Here is a 17,540-nt window from a genome sequence, read left to right as displayed (position 1 = left end):
GGTCGCGGTAATTCATGTTGCAAAGGTACGCGTATGCGCGATATATAACAAATCTAAATTACATAAACTCTAATCTTGCAGCCTGAAGATTATTAATCTTACAGCGATAGACCTATATTTTGTAGAAATCCAAAACAGTTCCTTATTCTTTCGTAATGTGGAACCAGTCTATGTCTGCCCATCCTCCGTCATTGGTGACGATAGCAGGACGGGTGCAGAAAGTACCCACCTTGGCACCTATCCATTTGCCTTCTTTTACTTGGAAAGGTTTGCCTAATTTCTGGAATTTCTTTCCATTCGTGCTATAACTCATCTGGCACATTACGACAAGGTCGTGTCCGCCTTCGCTTTTGCTTATCTTTTCACCGGTAGAAATGATTTCGGCACGCAGGTAGATTTCGTTTTCTTTCAGAGGCACACTGGCATTGACGGTTTCTGTTCCTCCACGGTCTGCCTTCTTGCATTCCACTTGCGAGAGCACCAGTCCGCTTTCCGTGTTCTCAAGAATGATTCCGGCATAGTCCATACCCATCACCACCAGTCCGGTGCGTTCGCCCTTGTATTTAGCGATAGGAGCGAACTTCAGTTTCATGGTTGCCTTGAAACTCGGTGCAGGGAACTTCTGGAGCAGCATATTGGGCACATCCCACAAGCTCTTGTAGTTTTCTGTTACTGGATAAGAATAGAGGCGCAGGCACCCGTGTTCCTCATCGCAAAAGTGCCACTTATCGTTGATATTTGCGTTCCATTGCCATTGCAAGCCAAGAATATTGGTGTTGAATTCATCACTTTCCTGCGGAGTGCAAATCGGATACGTTTTGCCCACATCCGGTTTTTTCCAAGTCAATACAGGGTCACCGCATCCGTCTCCGTCTTTATCTTCACCGATAACGGGCCAGCCATCTACCCATTTCATCGGCTGAAGGTGAACCAATCGTCCGGCTGCGCCTACATCCTGAAAATGCATGAACCAGTCTTCGCCTGTAGGTGTGTCTACCCATCCGCCTTGGTGAGGACCGTTGACAGGGCTGTCGCCTTGTGCCATCACGGTACGCCATTCGTAAGGGCCATATACGTTTTTCGAGCGTGCTACTACCTGCCAGCCCGTCGGTACTCCACCGGCAGGGAAAAACATGTAATAATATCCATTGCGTTTGTAGAACTTGGGACCTTCGCAGGTTTCGTGCGCTTCGTGTCCGTCGAATACGATTCGTGAGGGTCCGATGGTGCGGGTAGCATCGGCGCTCAATTCGCATACGGCAATGACGCTCTTCAGTCCGGCACGGCTTCCGGCGTAAGCGTGAGCAAGGTACACACGTCCGTCTTCGTCCCAAAGCGGAGTGGTGTCAATAATTCCCTTGGCTGCTTTCACCAATACCGGTTCGCACCACGGTCCTTTCACATCCTTGGCTTTCACCATAAAGATACCCTGGTCGGGGTCTCCCCAAAAGATATAAAACTCTCCGTTATGATGACGGATGCAGGGAGCCCATACACGGTTTCCGTGCTGAGGGGCAGTATCGGTTACAGGAGGCAAGGCATGAGGCACTGCAACACCTGCGAAACTCCAGTTCACCAAGTCTTTGGAATGAAGCACCTGAAGTCCGGGCAAACATCCGAAACTGGATGAAGTGAGGTAATAATCTTCGCCCACACGGATAACATCGGGGTCGGAATAGTCGGCATAAAGAACCGGATTTTTATACGTTCCGTCACCTTGGTCGGCCACCCATACTTCCGAAACATAGTTATCTTGGGCGTGCAGCGCAGGAAGCGCACAGCCTCCCAGCAGGATTGAGAGTAGAAGTTGTTTCATCTTGTACATTTACAATTTACGGTTTACAATTTAGAAGCTGTTTTGAATTTCTCCAAAAAGTTTTTCTTGGCTTGATGTATCTGTTTTCGTGTGTGCTTTGGGCGATTTTTTGGTCCTTTTCGCTCCTGTTCTTCGTCAGATAGCCCGCTATCTTCCTCATCACAGAAGCGAAAATGCCTCAAAAACTCATCCCAAATCATCGCACGATAAATTCAAAACAGCTTCTTAGATTTCACTTTTTGCCTATTACGATTGAGATATGCGGTTTACCTGCCCTGCCGGTCATATTTTATGATTCTTTATACTTTAGGTCAAATGCCGGAGTATGGGCAGCACACCGCAACTTTGCTTACTCAATGACTTGTATCTTAACAGGCTGTTCCAAATACTTCTTCCATTCTTGCACGTAGGCAAACCATTTTTCTTTGGTCGGATATCCAAAAGTTTCCTTGCACGATGTAAACGACGTGTAATAACGGAATGAACTTTCGCCGGGAGCGCTCACGGTATAAAGGAAGTTCTCCTTGTCGGCGGTTTCTTTTACGACCAGTTTCTTAGGGATATACGTAGCAAGACCTACCGTTTCCTTTTTATACTTCACCGTATCGTTTACGGGCCAATCGGTTCCCCAGCTTGCTACGAGTCCTTCATGGTCGGAATACATTGCGGCATGTCCGGTTATGTTTTGCACACCGGTAGCAAACACTTCATCAGTCAGCGGAGCATCAAAAATCACATCCACCTGTGCATCACGGTGTCCGGCATAGAGGGTGTAACGGTTTATCATATTCAGTTCTTTACCCTGATATTGCCAGCCTTTCACTTCGGCATCTACTACGGTACGTACCGGACCGTCGGCAAGAATCCGCTGGCCACGGATGTCAACGGGCTGAATCATGGTAGTCTGCGTGCCGTCCCATCCCCGGAGCGTTCCGGCTCCGCAACTATTGTTCACCTTGATGACGTCATCCCCGAATCCCCGCTTCAATTGCTCATCGGTAGGATAAAACTGGCTTTCCTCGATTTCCAGTCCCTTGCGGAATTTGCCATAAAGGTCTGTGGTCTGCTTTTCGTTGAAATAAATGCGGTATGCTACCAGCTCGCTTTCGAAAGCGATGCCATGATGTTGCTGAATGGTATACGTATAAGCGTTTCCATCGGCATAAATGGCATACCCTTTGGCATATTGGTTTTTCTTGGAAGTACGGAACAACATTTCGGCAAAAACACGTGCGGGATATACCTTATCGCTCTTTTTCGGAGAAAGCGTGACGGTCAGTGTCTTTTTGCCTTGTGCAGGTACGTCGATGACAAATGCCAGCTCGTCGGCACGGGTATCGCCATTCATATCGTCCAACTGGGAGGGTATTTCAGAAGTTCCGTCGGATACAACTGCTGATTTTACTGTAAACCCTGTTTTCAACGTATGAAGGTCTATCACGACAGGTTCATCGGTTTTTTCTGTTTGCCAAGGGTTCTCCACAACCACTTGAAATGTTTTCTCTGAGTCTTGTGCGGAAGCAGAGATACTTCCAGCCAGCCATGCTAAGCCAATAATAGCGAATGTTTTCATAAGTGTCAATTTATTTAGGCAACTAGGTACCCGTTGGCTAGCAACTAAGCGCGGAGAGGCTTTTTAATACGTGCATGCCAACCGGTACCTAATGATAATGCAATCAGAATTTATAAGACTCGGCTTTATTTCCGATTTTTTCGTACTTCTTATCTCCTACGGTAATGTTGGTTACCCCCATCATCTTCAGGTTATCGCCACCTTTGGTCGTGATAACTTTCACATTCTTCAGGGTCGCGTTTTCGGCACGGTTCAATGTCACGCCGTCCTTTGCATCGGAAATGGTTACATTCTCCAGGAAAATGTTCTTGATAGGCATTTCGGGAAGTCCGTTGAACAATACAGCACGTCCTACATTCTTTGCGGTGACATTCTTGATGAAGATATCACGGAATGCCGGAGTCTCCTCGGTTACCGGAGGCACAACTTCCTCTTTCGGAGCACCCGAAACATTTCCTTCACCCGGTGCATTACCACCATAGAACAAGTCGAAGATAAGCGCCTCGTTCGGGATATTAATCATGTTGATGTTATTGATGTGGATGTTTTCCACTACCCCGCCACGGCCGCGTGTACTCTTGAAACGCAAGCCTACATCGGTACCAAGGAAAGAGCAGTTGTCTACATAAATGTTTTTTACTCCTCCAGACATTTCACTACCTACTACAAATCCGCCGTGTCCGTGCAGTACCACGTTGTTGCGGATAATTACGTTTTGACAAGGTTCGCCGCGCAGGCGTCCGCTTTCGTCCTTACCCGACTTGATGCAGATACCGTCGTCTCCCGCGTCAAAGCTGCTGCCGAGTACCAGTACACGATTGCACGATTCAATGTCGAGTGCATCTCCGTTTTGTGAGTACCAGGGATTGGATACGCTGATTCCTGTAATGGTCAGGTCTTCGCATGAGAGGGGATGCAGACACCAGCTGGGTGAGTTTTTGAAGGTTACTCCTTCGAGCATTACTTTCTTGCACTTGATGAGGCTCAGCAGCACGGGGCGTAACCAGTCGCGGATACTGGCCCATTCCTCATCGGTTTCGATACCTTCGGGCACATTGAAGTCTTTACACGCATTGGCTCCTTTAATAGAACCTTCGCTTGGGTACCATATATCTCCTTTTTCATTGAGTACGCCTCCCGAAGCGACCAGTTTATTCCATTGTGATGAAGTCATCTTGCTTTTCTTTACGGGGCGCCAAGTGTCTCCGTTCCCGTCTATTACACCTTTGCCTGTGATGGCTATGTTTTCAGCACCGTTGGCAGATATGGGCGATTGGCACCGTCGTGTCTCCAGTCCTTCGAATGAAGTCTTGATAATGGGATATTGTGTGTGGTCGGCTGTAAAGAGCACCAGAGCATTTTCTTCCAAGTGCAGGTTGATATTGCTTTTCAGTACGATAGGTCCGGTAAGCCACAAACCTGCCGGTACTATCACGGTACCTCCTCCTTGTCGGGATACGGCTTCGATGGTTTGAGCAAATGCTTCCGTGTTGAGCGTGGTCCCGTCGGCAGTAGCACCGAACTCAGTTATCGAACGGGAATAGGCGGGAAACACGGGTTGTTGCACTTTGGTCATTTGGAATGGCAGGTTGCTATACACATCATCCGGGATAATGGGCGTATTTGCCTGTGCCTTTGTGGTTCCAGTACCAATAAAAGTTGCTATTCCTACAGAAAGCAAGTAATGTCGTAACGTGTTAAATTTAATCATATTCTTATGTTTTTTTGAGTTTTGCATCAAGGTATGATAATATTCACAAATGTAGTGCTTTTCGTTTAGACTCATGTGAATATTTTGACTGAATAGGTAAAAAAAATGGGCGGATGTGGAACTTTTATGCGCAAAAATTGGTAGGAGAATGGATAATTTAATCACTTGGCAGGTAAAATTGTTCATATTTGCTATTTCGTTTGTTGAAAATAGTTCGATTAATGGAAATGTTTGTATCTTTGTCCCGAATTTATAGTTTAAGACGTATGAGTTATAATTTATTAAAAGGAAAAAGAGGTATTGTATTCGGTGCCTTGAACGAGCAGTCTATCGCATGGAAAGTAGCAGAAAAGGCTGTAGAGGAAGGGGCTGTGATAACATTGTCCAATACTCCGGTAGCAGTCCGTATGGGAGAAATATCAGCTTTGGCTGAAAAACTGAATTGTGAGGTAATACCGGCTGATGCAACGAGTGTGGAAGATTTGGAAAACGTGTTCAAGCGTTCGATGGAAATATTGGGCGGTAAAATAGACTTTGTATTGCACTCTATCGGTATGTCGCCCAACGTGCGTAAGAAACGTACATACGATGATCTGGATTACGACATGTTGAACAAGACGCTGGATATTTCAGCTATTTCGTTCCACAAGATGATTCAGAGCGCGAAAAAACTGAATGCCATCAACGAGTACGGTTCGATTGTAGCCTTGAGTTATGTAGCTGCACAACGCACATTCTACGGCTATAACGACATGGCAGACGCAAAGGCATTGCTGGAATCTATCGCACGCAGCTTCGGATACATTTACGGACGCGAGCACAACGTACGTATCAATACGATTTCCCAGTCGCCGACGATGACTACCGCAGGTTCGGGAGTGAAAGGCATGGACAAACTGTTCGACTTTGCCAACCGCATGTCTCCGCTGGGCAACGCTTCGGCAGACGAATGTGCAGACTATTGCATCGTGATGTTCTCTGACCTGACCCGTAAGGTGACCATGCAGAACCTGTATCACGACGGAGGTTTTTCAAGTGTAGGCATGAGTTTGCGTGCAATGGCAACTTATGAAAAAGGCCTCGATGAATATAAGGACGAAAATGGAAATATCATTTACGGATAAATAATCATTTCTGAATGAAAAAACTTTTATTCATATTATTAAGCGTCATTGCCTTTGCATCCTGTCAGTCAGATATGCAAAGCGGTGACGCTTTGTCTGATAGAAGGATAAAAGTTTTTCGTTATGACCGTTTACAATATGAGGCGACCGTCATGAATAGCATTTCAGCTATTCAGAAAATGAATATGGATTATCCGCAGGCTACGCGCATCCTTATTGAAGATGTGCTGATGTTGGGCAGCGTGGATGCACCAGACATTAACGAACGTTTGTGTACTTATTATTCCGATTCGGTCTTGCTTCGTTTGATGGAAGAGGCGGAAGAGAAGTTCAGTGATATGACACCGATAGAGGAACGGCTGACCGAGGGGTTCAAGCGTTTGAAGAAAGAAATTCCTTCGCTTCCGGTTCCGCAGGTGTATGCTCAAATTTCTGCTTTGAACCAGTCGGTGGTAGTAGGGGACAGTTTGTTGGGAATCAGTCTGGATAAGTATATGGGCGAGGATTATCCTTTGTACAAACGTTATTATTATGCATACCAGCGCCGCTCGATGACCCCCGAACGTATACTTCCCGATTGTTTTACTTTTTATTTGGTAAGTCTGTATCCGTTTGGATGGGAAACAGGTCATCGTACTCTTTTCGATGTGATGATGCATCAAGGAAAAATCAATTGGCTGGTGCGAAAAATCCTGGGGTATTCTTCGGATGCAGAAATGCTGGGTTATACCAAGGCTGAAACAGACTGGTGTAAGAAGAATGGGAAGAAACTGTGGGACTGGATGGTACGCCGGGGACATTTGTCGAGTACCGACCCGATGGTAATTCGTGCTTACACGCATCCTGACCCTAATATTATTTTAAAAGGAGAGCCTATACCTCCTATTGTAGGAGTATGGTTGGGGATGCAATTGACGGATAAGTACATGAAAGAGCATCCGGATGTATCTGTCGAAGCCTTGCTGGAGTGTGAAGATTTCAGAGAGCTTACACTCGAATAAGGGACGGCCTTACCTAATTAGTTTTTTAAAGTATGGATACAGCATTATATTTATTGCCGGTTACATTGGGTGACACGGCCATCGAACGTGTTCTTCCTTCCTATAACAAAGAAATCATTTTACAAATCAAGCATTTTATTGTAGAAGACGTGCGTTCGGCACGGCGTTTCCTGAAGAAAGTAGACCGGGACATCGATATCGACGGGCTGGCTTTTTATCCGCTGAACAAGCACACCGCTCCGGAAGTGGTGTCGGGCTATCTCCGTCCTTTGGAAGAAGGACATCCGATGGGGGTAATTTCAGAAGCAGGATGCCCTGCCGTAGCCGACCCGGGAGCCGATGTCGTGGCTATTGCCCAGCGCAAGAACCTAAAGGTCGTTCCGCTGGTAGGTCCTTCTTCTATCATCCTGTCGGTAATGGGCTCGGGCTTCAACGGACAAAGCTTTGCTTTCCACGGTTACTTACCCATCGACCCTTCCGAGCGCATAAAACGTATAAAAGAACTGGAACAGCGCATTTACGGCGAATCCCAGACCCAATTGTTCATCGAGACTCCGTACCGGAATAATAAAATGGCAGAGGATATCTTAAAGACCTGCCGCCCGCAAACCAAGCTTTGCATAGCCGCCAACATCACGTGTGAAGGCGAATACATCAAGACAAAGACCATCCGGGAATGGAAGGGACATTTGCCCGATTTGTCTAAAATCCCCTGCATCTTCTTAATTTATAAATGAGGCTTTTCGCCCCGGATGACGGAACGGATAAACGCATGCGGAACGCATCCGTATGTATTGCCCTACGCAAGCGGCTGCATCGGACATCCCGACCGCTTGCATCAGCCATCGCAGGCGGTTGCGTTTATCAAGTGAACCGGATGTGTTTTTCCGCATGATACGAGGAGCGGACCAACGGACCGCTCTCTACGGTAGAGAATCCTTTTTCTTCGCCTATCTCTTTATACTTCTGGAATTGCCCGGGAGTGATGTATGCCGCTACGGGATAATGCTTCCGGCTTGGCTGGAGATATTGACCGATAGTCAGAATCTTGCATCCGCATGCAAGCAGGTCATCCATCGTCTGTTCTACTTCTTCCGGTGTCTCTCCTAAACCGACCATTATGCCCGACTTTGCCGTAATTCCGCTTTCGGCTATCATCCGTATCACTTGCAGGCTCCGTTCGTATGTAGCTACACTCCGCACCAGTGGGGTGATGCGCCTTACGGTTTCCAGATTGTGTGAAATGATATCGGGATACGCATGGATGACAAGCCGGATAAGTTCGGCACGCCCCTGAAAATCCGGAATAAGTGTTTCAAGGGTGGTATCAGGGTTCATTTCCTTAATGCACCGGATGGTCTCTGCCCAATGTGCGGCTCCCAAGTCGGGCAAATCGTCTCTGTCTACCGAGGTTATGACTGCATGGTCCAGCTTCATCAGACGGATAGACTCCGCTACGTGCCGGGGCTCTTCCGGGTCGAGCGGAAGCGGCTTTCCGCTTTGGGTATTGCAGAACTTGCACGAACGTGTACAGATGGCTCCGCCAATCATGAAGGTAGCGGTTCCTTTTCCCCAACATTCACCCAGATTCGGGCAGCGCCCGCTGGAGCAAATGGTGTGCAGCTTGTGTGTATCTACGATGCGTTTGGTATCGGCATAACGGGCATTGGCACCGATTTGTATCTTGAGCCATTCAGGTTTTCTTACGTGTTCCATAGTATATGTTATTTCACCACAGATTACACAGATTAAAAAATATTTTTCTCTGTATTCTCTCTGTGGCAAGTTCTTAATCCTTTTTTATCTGTGTAATCTGTGGTGAAAATCACATTACAGGTTTTCAATAAAGAAATTCGCTACGCGGTTCATCAGGTGTGTCCGGGTGTTTCCTCCTGATATGCCGTGGTTGCGGTTGGTATAGATTTGCATATCAAACTGGATGCCCGCCTGTACCAGCGCCTCGCTGTATTCGGCACAATTCTGATAATGCACGTTATCGTCTGCCGTACCGTGTATCAGAAGCAGGTTTCCGTGAAGCTTCGGTGCCCGGAGAATGGCAGAACCGGCACGGTATCCGTCGCCGTTCTCTTTCGGAGTGCGCATAAAGCGTTCGGTATATACCGTGTCGTAAAAATGCCAGTCGCTGGGAGCGGCTATTGCCACACCAGCCTTGAAGACCGGCGTACCTTCGCTCATTGACATCAATGTCGTATATCCTCCGTAGCTCCAGCCCCAGATTCCGATACGGTTGGCGTCTACATAAGGCAAGGTGCCGAGATAGCGTGCCGTTTCTACTTGGTCGTGCGATTCCTTTACACCGAGGAAAAGATACGTGCATTTCTCGAATGCAGCCCCTCGTCCGCCTGTACCGCGTCCGTCCACGCATACGCTGATGTAACCGTGGTCTGCCATGTAGGCTTCGAACATGCCTCCGTCGCTAAAGCTTCCGATGCCCCATTCGTCTAACACCTGTTGCGAGCCGGGACCGCTGTACTGGTGCATGATGACCGGATACTTCTTGTTCGGGTCGAAGCTGGCAGGTTTCATCATCCAGCCGTTCAGCTCTACGCCTTCCGTAGTGCGGAAGGTGAAGAATTCTTTCTGGGGCATATTCAGGGTGGCAAGCTGCCCCTTCAGTTTACTATTATCAAGCAAGGTGGTCAGTTCCCGTCCCCGGTTGTCATTGATGGTAATGAGGGTCGGAGTGTCTCTGCTGGAGTATTTATTGATGTAATAAGTCAAGTTTGTATTGAAAATAGCGGTATTGGTCCCCGTCCGCGTGGAAAGCTTCGTTTTCTTTCCTTTGCGGTCTATTTTGTAAACGGCACTCCGGAGCGGGCTTTCCTCGTTGCTGGTGTAATAGAACACATCGTTCTTCTGGTCCCAGCCCAAGAAATCTTTTACTTCAAACTCGCCTTTGGTCACCTGTCGCACCAGATTTCCGCCGATTGTATATAAATAGAGGTGATTGTATCCGTCGCGCTCACTCATCAGCACGATGTTTTCGGGATAGAAGCGGATGTTGCTGTATGCCTGTTCCTTAACGTACTGCTCCGATTCGTCGCGGATGATGCTCTTGCAAATGGCACTCCGGGGATTTGCCATGTACACGTTGAACCGGTTCTGGTGGCGGTTCAAGGTCATAATGGCAAGTTTCTCAGGGTCTGACGTGAATTTAATGCGGGGAATATAACCGTCCGCATCAAGCGGAAGGTCCATTTTACGGGTCACATGGCTCTTGATATCGAAAGTATGTACGCTCACTTTCGAGTTCACTTCGCCGGCTTTGGGGTATTTATACGTATAAGTGCCGGGATATGTGGCATACTCCGTGCGTTCGGGCGCCATGCCTTTGTACCACGGGAAGCTGAACATCGGCACTTGGCTTTCATCAAAGCGGATGTAAGCAATCATCTTGCTATCGGCACTGAAGTCGAAAGCACGGTTAAAGCCGAACTCTTCCTCGTATACCCAATCGGGAATACCGTTTAATATCTTATTATATTCTCCGTCCTTTGTCACTTGCGACTCGCTATTGCCGAAGAGCAATTTGACAAGGAAGATGTTATTGTCGCGTACAAAAGCGATTTGGAATCCGTCGGGCGAGAAGAGCGGTACTTGTTGTGGCCCGTTCTTCGAAAGCGGTTCTATGGTATTGTTCCTTATATTATAAATGTAATATTCTGCCGTGAACGAACGGCGGTAGATAGGCTTTGTCTCGGTCTGGATGAGAATCAGCTTTTCATCGGGCGACATGATGTAATCATCAAACGACTTGATGGGGCAATCGCGCGCGGTTTCCACATCGAATATGCTTTCCACTTCTTTTCCGGTTTTAAACGAATACTTCACAATCCGTTTCCGGTCGGCACTGATTTGTGTGTAATGCTCACCGTCCAGCATCGGCTTGATGCCATAAATGTTTTGGGGGCGGTATGTTCCGTTAGCCACGTCTTGCAGCGTTACCTTCTGCTGTGCGAATGCACATACGAACGCCACGAGCAGGCAGCTTAATGCAAGTAGTCTTTTCATTGTAGTTGATAGTTTATATGGTTGTAATATCGGCAAAGGTATGAAAAAATACTTATATTTGCATAACCCGTTGTCAATGTTTGTATCGGAGCATGGAAATGCATGCTATTTATTTTACATTTTTAGAAACAGTTTTGAATTTATCGTGTGCAGATTTAGACCGATAAATTTAAAACAGTTTTTTATGGTTTGATGGGCTTGTATTCAGGAACGAGTGCTTTCATGATAATCCATCCGATGAGGTACGCCACCGAGCAGATGCAGAAGATGATGAAATATCCTGCCGGCTTTCCCGTAAAGCCCATAAAGGCGAGCTGGGTGTTGGCGGCATAATCGAACAGGACTCCCGAACCCATATTGATGAGCGAGGAGCCGATGCCTCCCGCCATGCCTCCGAAGCCGATGATAGTGGCGATGGCGTTTTGCGGGAACATGTCGCTCACGGTACAATAAATATTGGAGGACCATGCCTGGTGGGCTGCTCCGGCTATACCTATAATAATTATCGGGTACCAATATGAATAGGCTCCCAGCGGTTGGGCTAGCAAGGTGATGATTGGGAAAAAGGCAAAGATAAGCATGGCGCGCATACGTCCCTTATAGGGGTTCATTCCTTTTTTCTCTACGAAGTAAGTGGGGAGCCAGCCTCCGATGATGGATAGCATTGTGATGGCATAGAGGACGAAGATGAGCAATTGTGCCATCGGGGCGTTGGAGGGCAGGTGGTAGACATCGCTCAAATAAGCGGGAGTCCAGAACAGGAAGAACCACCAGATGCCGTCGGTCAGGAATTTGCCTACGGCGAATGCCCATGCCTGTTTGTAGCGGATGCATTGCAGGAAAGACATCTTGGGTAGGTTTTCTCCCTCTGAGGAGGCTTGTGGCTCTTCTTCTTCTTCTTCATTTTGTTCGATGTATGCCAGTTCGGCTTCGTTCACCCAACGGCTTTCGCGTGGGCGTTTGTAGAGGAACACCCAGAATCCCATCCATACGAAGCCTAACGCACCGATGATGACGAATGCCATTTCCCAACCGTTTCCTACACCTAAATCGCGGAAATAGCTTGCCAGGGTAGGGATGCTGACCGGAGCGACAAGTGCACCGATTGCAGCTCCACTATTGTAGATACTGGTTGGGAAAGCACGGTCTTTCTTCGGAAAATACTCGGCGGCGACCTTGGTGGCCACAGGAAAATTGCCTGCTTCGCCGATGGCTAAAATACATCGTGCGGCAATGAAGAAATAAACGCTCACTGTGGCGATGCTTAGTGCCAATGCCGAACCGGTTTCGGCTTGTTTCAGGGCTTCTACATTATCTACGCCTACCCACCATTCGGTAGCGATGCCGCAAAAGGCATGGAGGCAGGCACCTAATGACCAGATTCCGATTGTCCAAAGATATCCTTTGCGTGTGCCCATCCAGTCGATGACCCGTCCGGCAAAAAGCATTCCAAGGGCATAGACGATGGCGAACACGCCGGCTATGAATCCGTAGTCGGTGTCAGTCCAATGGAATTCGGGTGCGATAAAGTCTTTCCATGTGAGCGAAAGAACTTGCCGGTCCATGTAGTTGATGGTGGTTGCCATAAAAAGCATAAAGCAGATGGTCCAGCGGAAGTTGGTCATCTTGTTTGGTCGTGTTTTCATAAGGGTTTATAGAAATTAATATGCAGAGCGGTATTTGCCTTCTTCACGGTCTTCCAGTATATTCAGGTAAGAGGCATAACGTGACTCACTGATGTAATGGTTCTCTACGGCTTCGCGTACGGCGCAGCCCGGTTCGTGCCGGTGGGTGCAGTTTCCGTACTTGCAATGCGCGGAGAATTCGAAAATCTCTTTGAAGTAATGGCTCACTTCTTCGTCTTTCATGTCGAAGGTGCCGAATCCTTTGATGCCCGGTGTGTCGATGATATATCCTTCGCCTTCTACGGGGAACATTTCAGAAAAAGTCGTGGTGTGCATGCCTTTGTTATGGGCTGTGGATATTTCTCCGGTTTTCAGGTGTGCTTCGGGCAGGATGGCATTGATAAGCGTTGATTTCCCTACGCCCGAATGCCCTGAAAAGAGGGTGATTTTCCCTTTCAGTTCTTCCTTTATTTCATTGATGCCTTCATTATTAAGGGCAGAAATGCGGAAGCAAGGATATCCGATATGGGTGTAAAGGTGAATAAGCCCTTCCAAATAGCGCAATTCGTCTTCCGAATAGAGGTCGGTCTTGTTGAATACCAGTGCTACCGGTACCCGATAGGCTTCGGCAGAGGCAAGGAAGCGGTCGATGAAGATGGTGGATGTTTCGGGATAATTGACGGTCACTACCAGCATACACAAGTCGAGGTTGGCTGCAATGATATGCGATTGCTTGGAGAGGTTCGAAGCCCGGCGGATGATGTAGTTCTTGCGGTCTTCTATTTCGGTGATGAAGGCGGTCCCTTCGGGGTTCAAGGCGATTTGTACACGGTCGCCTACCGCAATGGGATTGGTGCTGCGTATTCCCTTCAGGCGGAAGTTCCCTTTTATCTTGCATTCAATCTGCCTTCCGTCTTCGGTCTTTACCACATACCAGCTTCCGGTGTTCTTGATGACTAATCCTTTTTCCAATGTTTTATTTAGTTGACTAGTTGACCAGGTACCAGGCACTAGGTCTTAGATACTCAAGTCGTATCAAGTAACCTGGTCAACTAGTATCTACAACCTAGTCAACTAGTACCTTGTAACCTAGTCAGCTATAAAATTATACAGTCATGATTTCTTTGTCTTTAGCCGCCAGCATGTCATCTATTTGCTTGATGTACTTGTCATGCGATTTCTGGAGCTTGGCTTCCGAATTCTTCTGCTCGTCTTCGGGCATACCGTCTTTTACAGCTTTCTTCAAGGAGTCGATGGCATCGCGGCGTGCATTTCGTACGCTTACTTTTGCCGTTTCACCTTCTGCCTTGCATTGCTTGGCGAGTTGTTTACGGCGCTCTTCTGTCAGTGGAGGGATGCCGATGCGGATGATTTCGCCGTTGTTTTCGGGCATGATACCCAGGTCGGAGTCGATAATCGCTTTTTCGATGATGCGGAACATGCTCTTGTCCCACGGTTTGATGGCGATGCTCCGTGCATCGGGGGTAGTGACCGCCGCTACATTATTAATAGGAACCATGCTTCCATATGAATCTACACGGATGCCGTCAAGCAGACGTACATCGGCTTTTCCGGCGCGGATATGTGCCAATGCGTCTTCCAGATACATGATTGCCATATCCATTTTCTCTTCAGCGCCGCTGAGGATAGTTTTAGAATCTGCCATATTCTTGTTGCTTTAAATATTTTGTCGATAAGTTTATGTGAACAAAAATAGGGGATTTTTTATTCTCTTGCAATAGTTTGTGAAGATTTTCGCTGGAAAGTGTGCAATCATCCGTCCTTTGACGCTTGTTTTCGGCTTCGCGGGCATGAACTTTGACGGATTATTCCAAAAAAAACGCCGAATATGTTTGTTTATGGAAAAATGTTACTATATTTGCGAACGATAAAACAATTATACATGAACCGGAACAATCTACATATCATTCTGATGTGTGCCACGGGGCGTATGTCCCTCTATACATCTGCCACTGGGATGACCCCTCGGGGTTGAGCGGTTGTATAATGGTGTTTCTACGTGATACACGCCTGTGGACGCAGGCATTTCTTCATTTTTATGATTCAATAATAAGTGTTTATAATTCATCGCACACAGATGAAACGGATTTTTTTAAGGGTTCATCGTGTGCCATCAATTAGTTTTATCGAACAATCGTATGAAAGTATTGAAATTCGGCGGAACGTCGGTAGGTTCCGTCAACAGCATGTTGAATGTAAAGAAAATAGTTGAGGCGATAGATGATAAGGTAATCGTAGTGGTTTCGGCGTTGGGAGGCATCACCGACAAGTTGATAAAGACTTCGAACATGGCGGCATCGGGCGATTCGGGATACGAGAAAGAGATGAAGGAAATCGTGAACCGCCACATCGAAATGGTTTATACGGTGATTCCTGCGGGCGAGAAACGGGAGTTGCTTCTCGATTGTGTGAATGAGCTGCTGAGCGAATTGAAGGATATCTTTCAAGGCATTTACCTGATACGCGACCTTTCGCCCAAGACCTCGTCGACCATCGTAAGCTATGGCGAGCGTTTGTCTTCCATCATCGTGGCTACGCTCATCGACGGGGCACAATGGTTCGACTCCCGTCTGTTCATCAAGACGGAAAAGAAGCACAACAAGCATATCCTCGACTCGGAACTGACCAACCGTCTGGTGCGCGAGACCTTCCGTGAGATTCCGCGCGTATCGTTGGTGCCGGGCTTTATCTCGTCGGATAAGGATACGGGCGAAGTGACCAATCTGGGCAGGGGCGGTTCTGATTATACCGCTTCTATCATCGCCGCGGCGCTGGATGCCGATGTGCTGGAGATATGGACGGATGTGGACGGGTTTATGACCGCCGACCCGAGGGTCATCAGCACCGCTTACCCCATCACCGAACTGAGCTATGTGGAGGCGATGGAGCTTTGCAACTTCGGCGCGAAGGTGGTTTATCCGCCTACTATCTATCCGGTGTGCCATAAGAATATACCTATATTAATAAAGAATACATTCAATCCCGACGCTCCGGGCACTATCGTGAAGCAGGAGGCAGACCATTCTTCGAAAGCCATCAAGGGCATTTCTTCTATCAACGACACGTGCCTCATTACGATGACCGGACTGGGTATGGTAGGCGTTATCGGCGTGAACTACCGCATTTTCAAGACCCTGGCGGAGAACGGTATCAGTGTGTTTCTCGTATCGCAGGCTTCTTCGGAAAACTCTACTTCTATCGGCGTGCGCAATGAAGATGCGGCACTTGCCTGCAAGGTGCTCGATGAAGAGTTCGCCAAGGAAATCGAAATGGGCGAAATCAGCCCGATGAAAGCCGAGGGAGGGCTTGCTACGGTAGCTATTGTGGGTGAAAACATGAAGCATACGCCGGGCATTGCCGGAAAGCTCTTCGGTACGCTGGGGCGGAACGGCATTAACGTGATAGCCTGTGCGCAAGGTGCGTCGGAAACCAATATCTCGTTTGTGGTAGAAGGCGGTTCGCTCCGCAAGACCTTGAATGTCATCCACGATTCGTTTTTTCTTTCCGAATATCAAGTGCTGAACCTTTTCATTTGCGGCATCGGTACGGTGGGGCATAGCCTGATAGACCAGATACACAGCCAGCAGGAACGCTTGAAACAGGAGCGGGGGCTGAACCTGAAAGTGGTGGGAATCGCCAACGGACACAAAGCAATGTTCACCCGTGCGGGAATCGACCTGACGAATTATCGTGAGGAACTGGAAGAGAAAGGCATGCCTTCGTCCACGCAAGTGCTGCACGACGAGATTATCGGGATGAACATCTTCAACTCGGTCTTCGTGGATTGTACCGCAAGTGAAGAAATCGCTTCCTTGTATAAAGACTTCTTGGGACATAACATCTCGGTGGTGGCGGCAAACAAGATTGCGGCTTCTTCGGATTATGAGATTTATGCCGAGTTGAAGCGGATAGCCCGCCATCGGGGTGTGAAGTTTTTGTTCGAGACCAATGTAGGAGCAGGACTTCCGGTCATCAATACCATCAATGACCTGATTAATAGCGGAGACAAGATATTGAAAATCGAAGCTGTATTGAGCGGTACGCTGAATTACATTTTCAATGAAATCAGTGCCGACGTGCCTTTGAGCCAGACCATCCGGAACGCGAAGGAGCAGGGGTATTCCGAACCCGACCCACGCATCGACCTGAGCGGGACCGATGTGGTGCGCAAGCTGGTCATCCTGGCACGTGAGGCGGGATATTGCCTGAATCAGGAAGATGTGGAGAAACACTTGTTCATTCCCGACAGCTTTTTCGAAGGGTCGCTGGATGACTTCTGGCGCAAGATACCTTCGCTGGATGCCGATTTCGAGGCACGCCGCAAGGTGTTGGAGCGTGAAGGCAAGCGCTGGCGGTTCGTGGCACGCTTCGAAGGCGGAAAGGGAGTGGTAGAACTGGTAGAGGTAGACCGCCATCATCCGTTCTACGAACTGGCGGGAAGCAATAATATCATCTTGCTTACCACCGAGCGCTATAACGAATATCCGATGCTTATCCAAGGCTATGGAGCCGGTGCGAGCGTGACCGCCGCCGGAGTGTTTGCGGATATTATGAGCATTGCGAATATTTAAGTTTAGGTACCAGGTGACTAGGTACTAGGGACTAGGTTTTGAATAGTCCGATTCTTAAAGTACCTA

At 47.9% G+C, this 17,540-nt stretch carries 13 protein-coding genes; 4 read left to right on the top strand and 9 right to left on the bottom strand.

The window, feature by feature from the left end; translation table 11 throughout:
• Positions 1 to 142: 142 nt before the first annotated feature.
• The 4 genes from H9625_RS07790 to H9625_RS07775 all read right to left on the bottom strand — a co-directional run bounded on the left by H9625_RS07790 (position 143) and on the right by H9625_RS07775 (position 5,100).
• Complete coding sequence (locus H9625_RS07790) at positions 143 to 1,816, bottom strand: glycoside hydrolase family 43 protein (protein ID WP_191763780.1); 1,674 nt, start codon at positions 1,814 to 1,816, stop codon at positions 143 to 145.
• A 23-nt stretch (positions 1,817 to 1,839) separates the two neighbouring features.
• Positions 1,840 to 2,016 carry a hypothetical protein gene (locus tag H9625_RS07785; RefSeq protein WP_191763778.1) on the bottom strand — a complete coding sequence of 59 codons (177 nt, stop codon included), beginning with the start codon at positions 2,014 to 2,016 and terminating at the stop codon, positions 1,840 to 1,842.
• Positions 2,017 to 2,165: 149 nt separating this feature from the next.
• Positions 2,166 to 3,389: a DUF4861 domain-containing protein gene (locus H9625_RS07780; RefSeq protein WP_191763775.1), complete on the bottom strand. Its 1,224-nt coding sequence runs from the start codon at positions 3,387 to 3,389 to the stop codon at positions 2,166 to 2,168.
• Between the two features lie 103 nt (positions 3,390 to 3,492).
• Positions 3,493 to 5,100, bottom strand: coding sequence for a glycoside hydrolase family 28 protein (locus H9625_RS07775; RefSeq protein ID WP_191763773.1), 1,608 nt, complete (start codon positions 5,098 to 5,100; stop codon positions 3,493 to 3,495).
• A 266-nt stretch (positions 5,101 to 5,366) separates the two neighbouring features.
• On the opposite strand from H9625_RS07775, the gene H9625_RS07770 reads away from it, so the two are divergent.
• The 3 genes from H9625_RS07770 to H9625_RS07760 are packed head-to-tail and all read left to right on the top strand — an operon-like array spanning position 5,367 to position 7,962.
• Positions 5,367 to 6,224, top strand: a complete 858-nt coding sequence (locus tag H9625_RS07770; protein ID WP_087396550.1) for an enoyl-ACP reductase FabI — start codon at positions 5,367 to 5,369, stop codon at positions 6,222 to 6,224.
• 14 nt (positions 6,225 to 6,238) lie between these two features.
• Positions 6,239 to 7,225, top strand: coding sequence for a gliding motility protein GldB-related protein (locus H9625_RS07765; RefSeq protein WP_087209837.1), 987 nt, complete (start codon positions 6,239 to 6,241; stop codon positions 7,223 to 7,225).
• Between the two features lie 32 nt (positions 7,226 to 7,257).
• The gene (locus tag H9625_RS07760) at positions 7,258 to 7,962 is read left to right on the top strand and encodes an SAM-dependent methyltransferase (RefSeq protein WP_013617660.1); all 705 of its coding nucleotides are present in this window, start codon (positions 7,258 to 7,260) and stop codon (positions 7,960 to 7,962) included.
• A gap of 127 nt (positions 7,963 to 8,089) precedes the next feature.
• On the opposite strand, the gene lipA is transcribed toward H9625_RS07760, so the two are convergent.
• From lipA to frr, 5 genes are all read right to left on the bottom strand, one after another.
• Positions 8,090 to 8,941: a lipoyl synthase gene (lipA, locus tag H9625_RS07755; RefSeq protein WP_087407069.1), complete on the bottom strand. Its 852-nt coding sequence runs from the start codon at positions 8,939 to 8,941 to the stop codon at positions 8,090 to 8,092.
• Between the two features lie 114 nt (positions 8,942 to 9,055).
• Positions 9,056 to 11,257, bottom strand: coding sequence for a S9 family peptidase (locus H9625_RS07750; RefSeq protein WP_191763771.1), 2,202 nt, complete (start codon positions 11,255 to 11,257; stop codon positions 9,056 to 9,058).
• A 182-nt stretch (positions 11,258 to 11,439) separates the two neighbouring features.
• Positions 11,440 to 12,903 carry an MFS transporter gene (locus H9625_RS07745; RefSeq protein WP_191763769.1) on the bottom strand — a complete coding sequence of 488 codons (1,464 nt, stop codon included), beginning with the start codon at positions 12,901 to 12,903 and terminating at the stop codon, positions 11,440 to 11,442.
• A 15-nt stretch (positions 12,904 to 12,918) separates the two neighbouring features.
• Complete coding sequence (gene rsgA, locus H9625_RS07740) at positions 12,919 to 13,854, bottom strand: ribosome small subunit-dependent GTPase A (protein WP_087211701.1); 936 nt, start codon at positions 13,852 to 13,854, stop codon at positions 12,919 to 12,921.
• Positions 13,855 to 13,987: 133 nt separating this feature from the next.
• Positions 13,988 to 14,548, bottom strand: coding sequence for a ribosome recycling factor (gene frr, locus H9625_RS07735; protein ID WP_191763767.1), 561 nt, complete (start codon positions 14,546 to 14,548; stop codon positions 13,988 to 13,990).
• A 493-nt stretch (positions 14,549 to 15,041) separates the two neighbouring features.
• On the opposite strand from frr, the gene thrA reads away from it, so the two are divergent.
• Positions 15,042 to 17,474 carry a bifunctional aspartate kinase/homoserine dehydrogenase I gene (gene thrA / locus H9625_RS07730; RefSeq protein WP_087211698.1) on the top strand — a complete coding sequence of 811 codons (2,433 nt, stop codon included), beginning with the start codon at positions 15,042 to 15,044 and terminating at the stop codon, positions 17,472 to 17,474.
• Positions 17,475 to 17,540 lie beyond the last annotated feature (66 nt).

This window comes from Phocaeicola intestinalis (assembly GCF_014837065.1).
Classification (GTDB): Bacteria; Bacteroidota; Bacteroidia; order Bacteroidales; family Bacteroidaceae; genus Phocaeicola; species Phocaeicola intestinalis.
Note: the sequence above shows the minus strand (reverse complement) of the source record. Positions and strands in the feature narration are given on the sequence as shown.